This is a genomic window from Erwinia sp. PME.40.26/001 (genome assembly GCF_055556675.1).
Map to the genome: position 1 here is coordinate 1 of NZ_JBVHNP010000020.1, position 4,667 is coordinate 4,667.

A 4,667-nucleotide genomic window follows, 5' to 3' on the forward strand; every position below is an offset into this window, starting at 1 on the left:
GGGGGGGGATGAACTCTGCCTTAAGCGAAATACCTGATCAAGTTGATTGTGCGCTAATTGATTCTTTGAATAACTACCTTGTTTGGAGATATGTCAAGGAGGAGCATAAAGAGAATGGTGATGACGTTTCTGCTGTTTGTTTTTGTTTGACAGAGATAGATAATGGTCATGTTTCATTTTCTCATTCAAACGAGACCGATGTTAATAAGATGGTGACGCATGTCCATCGAAGCATTCGTGTTGCGGGAAAAACAAAACCGGCCTTATACCTATCTATTAATGTTAAAGAAGCATATGAGGAGATAAATGCACCAGATATGTTAATTACATTCAAGACGTGTGGGTATCCCCACATAGGAATGTACTATCTTGATTATTCGAATGTAGCAGAGCGAAATTTAATAATAGCTTCTCTTGTTGAGCTTTCAGACACCTACTTTAGAGCTGAGGGCGGCGTTGTCAGTAAGGTCGAGTGAAGCAAAATCTGCGTTCGTGACAGCCTTTGAGCAGGATCTTCTTGAGATCCTTTTTTGCTGAGCGTAATCTCTTGCTCTGAAAACGAAAAAACCACCCTGGCAGGTGGTTTTTCGAAGGTTAGTTAATCCTGGCAGATTCTCTAACCGTGGTAACAGTCTTGTGCGAGACATGTCACCAAATCTGTCCTTTCAGTGTAGCCGCAGTTAGGCCACCACTTCAAGAACTCTCGATACATCTCTCGCACATCCTGTTACCAGTGGCCGCTGCCAGTGGCGCTTTTGCGTGTCTTTCCGGGTTGGACTCAAGACGATAGTTACCGGATAAGGCGCAGCGGTCGGACTGAACGGGGGGTTCGTGCATACAGTCCAGCTTGGAGCGAACTGCCTACCCGGAACTGAGTGTCAGGCGTGGAATGAGAAACCGCGGCCATAACAGCGGAATGACACCGGTAAACCGAAAGGCAGGAACAGGAGAGCGCACGAGGGAGCTACCAGGGGGAAACGCCTGGGATCTTTATAGTCCTGTCGGGTTTCGCCGCCACTGATTTGAGCGTCCTTTTTTGTGATGCTTGTCAGGGGGGCGGAGCCTATGGAAAAACGGGTTCCCCGCGCCCAAAGGGCTTGCCCTTCTCTTTGCCGTAGCCCCCCGCATGACCGCCATTACTTTAATCCGCAACGCCCGCCGCAGCTTCATGACCGAACACAGTGAGCGAATGAACGAGGAGGCGTCATATCATCCGAGCCTGCACATTCCCCTGTCACTCTTAATCCGCCTTTTTCACCACCACATGAAGCACTTCCATGAAACAGAACGCCGTGGCAACATACTAAGCCAGTATACACTCCGCTAGCGCTACGTGACTGTTTCAGGGCTGCGCCCCGAAACCCGCTAAAAGCCACTGACGCACCTGCGGCTTGTCTAACACCGCGCCGACCGGGAAAATATTTCCCGCCCGTCCCGGCGTTATCAGGAGGCCAGATTGGCAGACAAACGCAGCAAGATGCTCACGATGTGGGTAACGGAAGATGAGCATAGGCGTCTGCTGGAACGCTGCGACGGCAAACAACTCGCAGCCTGGATGCGGCAGACGTGCCTGGACGAGAAGCCGGCTAAGGCCGGCAAACTTCCGTCGATCTCGCCAGCACTGCTTCGTCAGCTCGCCGGCATGGGTAACAACCTCAACCAGATTGCCCGGCAGGTTAACGCCGCTGGCGGTACCGGCCACGATCGTGTGCAGGTCGTGGCCGCGCTGATGGCCATTGATGCCGGACTTGAGCGGCTCCGGCATGCCGTACTTGAAAAGGGGGCTTCGGATGATCGTTAAATTTCATCCCAGGGGGCGCGGCGGCGGCTCGGGTCCGGTGGACTATCTGCTGGGCAAAGACCGGCAGCGCGACGGCGCCAGCGTCCTGCAGGGGAAGGCGGAGGAAGTCCGGGAGCTTATCGACGGCTCGCCCTACGCCAAAAAGTATACCTCCGGGGTGCTGTCCTTTGCCGAAAAGGACTTACCCCCCGGCCAGCGTGAAAAGCTGATGGCGAGCTTTGAGCGTGTTCTGATGCCCGGACTCGATAAAGACCAGTACAGCGTGCTGTGGGTTGAGCACCAGGACAAGGGGCGGCTGGAGCTGAATTTCCTGATCCCGAACACGGAGCTGCTGAAAGGAAAACGGCTCCAGCCGTATTACGACCGCGCCGACCGTCCGCGCATTGATGCCTGGCAGACAGTGGTTAACGGCAGGCTTGGGCTGCACGATCCGAACGCGCCGGAGAACCGGCGGGCGCTGGTCACGCCGTCCGCGCTGCCGAAAACGAAGCTGGAGGCCGCAGAAACGATTACGCGCGGTTTACTTTCCCTTGCCTCATCCGGGGAGCTGAAAACGCGCCAGGACGTCACAGATGCGCTGGAAAACGCGGGTTTTGATGTGGTGCGCACCACGAAAAGCAGTATCAGCATTGCCGACCCGGACGGGGGGCGAAACATCCGACTGAAGGGAGCCATCTATGAACAGTCTTTTAACGCTGGCGAAGGACTTAGAGCAGAAATCGAAAGCGCAGCAGCAGACTACCGTCGAGATGCTGAAAGCCGTATTCAGCGAGCACGAGAAGTCTGTCAGAGCGGAACTGAGCGAAAGCGAGAAGAGAATCAGCGCCGCCATCCTCGACCACGACCGGAAGCTGTCCTCAGCCATGAGCCAGCGGACGAAAGGGATGCTGCGCATGGTCAGCCAGACGTGGCTGACCATCGTCCTGGTTTCCACGCTGCTGATCGCCTCGGGCGCGGGCATTCTGTGGTGGCAGGGGCAGCAGATACTCGACAATTACACGACCATCCGGGAGCAGAAGAGCACGCAGGCCATGCTGTCCGAGAGGAACAGCGGCGTGCAGCTCTCGACCTGCGGAGAGCAGAGACGCCGCTGCGTGAGGGTGAACCCGGAAGCGGGACGGTTCGGAGAGGATTCGAGCTGGATGATACTGGCGGGGAAATAGCACATGACGGAGCTGGAAAAACAGTTGCTGAGCGCATTAGAGCAGCTACAGCAGGACTACTCGAAAAGGCTGGACGAGTGGGAGAACGCCTTCGCGGAATGGCGGACGATGTCTGGTCTTATGCAACGGGAGAACGCGGCGCTGAGCGAGCGCGTCACGGGCTTGAGCAGGCAGGTGCAGAGTTTGAGCGAGCAGCTGCGCCGGTTGTCACAAGGCTGAACGGTATAGAGGCATACCGTGAGCAGGAGCGGGCGGCGCAGCATCAGAAAGCGCTGGAGCGGGAACGATCGCAGCGACAGCGGACGTATGACGGTCCGTCGCTGTAACATACCGGATAAAATGGGGCTTTCGGCGGAGATCTGTGCCGAAAGCCGGTGCCATTCACCTTGCTGCATGGCTATGCAGTCCGGGGAAACTTACCGGACGCAGAATGTGTGGTTTATGGGATAGTTTACTACCGGTTTTGCCGGACTGACGTCGTATTCACGGCGAACCCGCCCGGAACGGTGCAGCCAACAGATGTTATGGTAAACGATTGCATAGGTTGAATATGATTTTATGGCGTACATTTAGAGATTAAAGGCTTGTGAGTAGTAGTTATTAGTACTAAATGTTAATATTTAAAGGTGTTTTTGATTTTTGAGGGCGATATGACAATAGATAAAGCTAGTAAAGAGAACCAAGAAAATAACGATTCTTCTGATATTATTGGTCGGGAGTTGCCACCTTCGTTCCCTTTATCTATAAGATTTGGGATTACCGAGGATATATGTATTATTGATTTTATCGATATTCCATCAAAAAACACCAGGAAGGTGTTTTATTCGGTGGCTATAACGAAAGATCATGCGAAGAAATTAATGTCCGGGCTTAAAAAATTCGTGGATTCGGAATGATAATATGTCAATATACTACAGCATTAAGGATATAAAGGGTGTTGATGATGGGGAAGAATATGAATATGAATATGAATATTCTGACTCCTTATTCTTTAATTCATTTGATGTTGGGTGCGAGTCTTCTTTCGTCGATAGTATTGATGAAGGTTTTGAAGAAGTCAGTAATGATGTTGATTATCCTTCCAGTGTCTACGATGAAAATGTAAATGTAGAAAATTACACTATTATTCTTTATGCCAAAGAGAGAGATGATCTTGATGTTTGGAATGATATTCTCAAGGCTATAAATAAAAACTCATCGTTGGGTGATGTTGATTATCTTTATGAAATGCTTAGAGTGGTGAATGAAACAGGGCTTGTTGATTACACGTCAACAGTTTCTAAAATATACCATGCAATAAGTAAGTACAAAGACCATCTTAACGATGGCGTTGATTTGTCTAGTGCGGCCGTTTTTCAGTTGGTTAGGTATGTTCCGTTCTTTTCATATAAGAAAAATATAGATTTTTATCTAGAGAAAGACACTGGCTACATAGGTGTGATTATCCCAATGAAAAAGAATAAAAAGGGAACTCTGAATTTAACTATAATGAGTACTAGCGAGGTCTATTACTCATACGTTAGGAAAAAAACAGGACTAGTTAAGTTTTCTGGGAAAGGATTTTTAGGTGATGATCTAAAAAACTCAGACGCAATTATGTCAATTTTAAAAATGTCAGATTGGTAGGGGGGGGGATGAACTCTGCCTTAAGCGAAATACCTGATCAAGTTGATTGTGCGCTAATTGATTCTTTGAATAACTAC

General features: G+C 50.4%; 5 protein-coding genes. 4 read left to right on the top strand and 1 reads right to left on the bottom strand.

Annotated elements, in window-relative coordinates:
* Positions 1-476, top strand: a 476-nt coding sequence (locus tag ACZ3HG_RS22895; protein ID WP_465334584.1) for a hypothetical protein, incomplete at its 5' end; no start/stop codon positions are given.
* Positions 477-693: 217 nt separating this feature from the next.
* Here ACZ3HG_RS22895 and ACZ3HG_RS22900 read toward each other — a convergent pair.
* Positions 694-837 (bottom strand): replication initiation protein, encoded by a 144-nt coding sequence (locus ACZ3HG_RS22900; RefSeq protein ID WP_465334586.1) that lies wholly within the window; start codon positions 835-837, stop codon positions 694-696.
* Positions 838-1,477: 640 nt separating this feature from the next.
* On the opposite strand from ACZ3HG_RS22900, the gene ACZ3HG_RS22905 reads away from it, so the two are divergent.
* The 3 genes from ACZ3HG_RS22905 (at position 1,478) to ACZ3HG_RS22915 (ending at position 4,590) form a co-directional block, all read left to right on the top strand.
* Positions 1,478-1,801, top strand: a complete 324-nt coding sequence (locus ACZ3HG_RS22905; RefSeq protein ID WP_465334592.1) for a MobC family plasmid mobilization relaxosome protein — start codon at positions 1,478-1,480, stop codon at positions 1,799-1,801.
* Positions 1,791-3,290 carry a plasmid mobilization relaxase MbeA gene (mbeA, locus tag ACZ3HG_RS22910; protein ID WP_465334588.1) on the top strand — a complete coding sequence of 500 codons (1,500 nt, stop codon included), beginning with the start codon at positions 1,791-1,793 and terminating at the stop codon, positions 3,288-3,290. The genes ACZ3HG_RS22905 and mbeA overlap by 11 nt, the downstream gene beginning before the upstream one ends.
* Positions 3,291-3,864: 574 nt before the next feature.
* Positions 3,865-4,590, top strand: coding sequence for a hypothetical protein (locus ACZ3HG_RS22915; protein WP_465334590.1), 726 nt, complete (start codon positions 3,865-3,867; stop codon positions 4,588-4,590).
* The last annotated feature ends 77 nt before the right edge of the window (positions 4,591-4,667 follow it).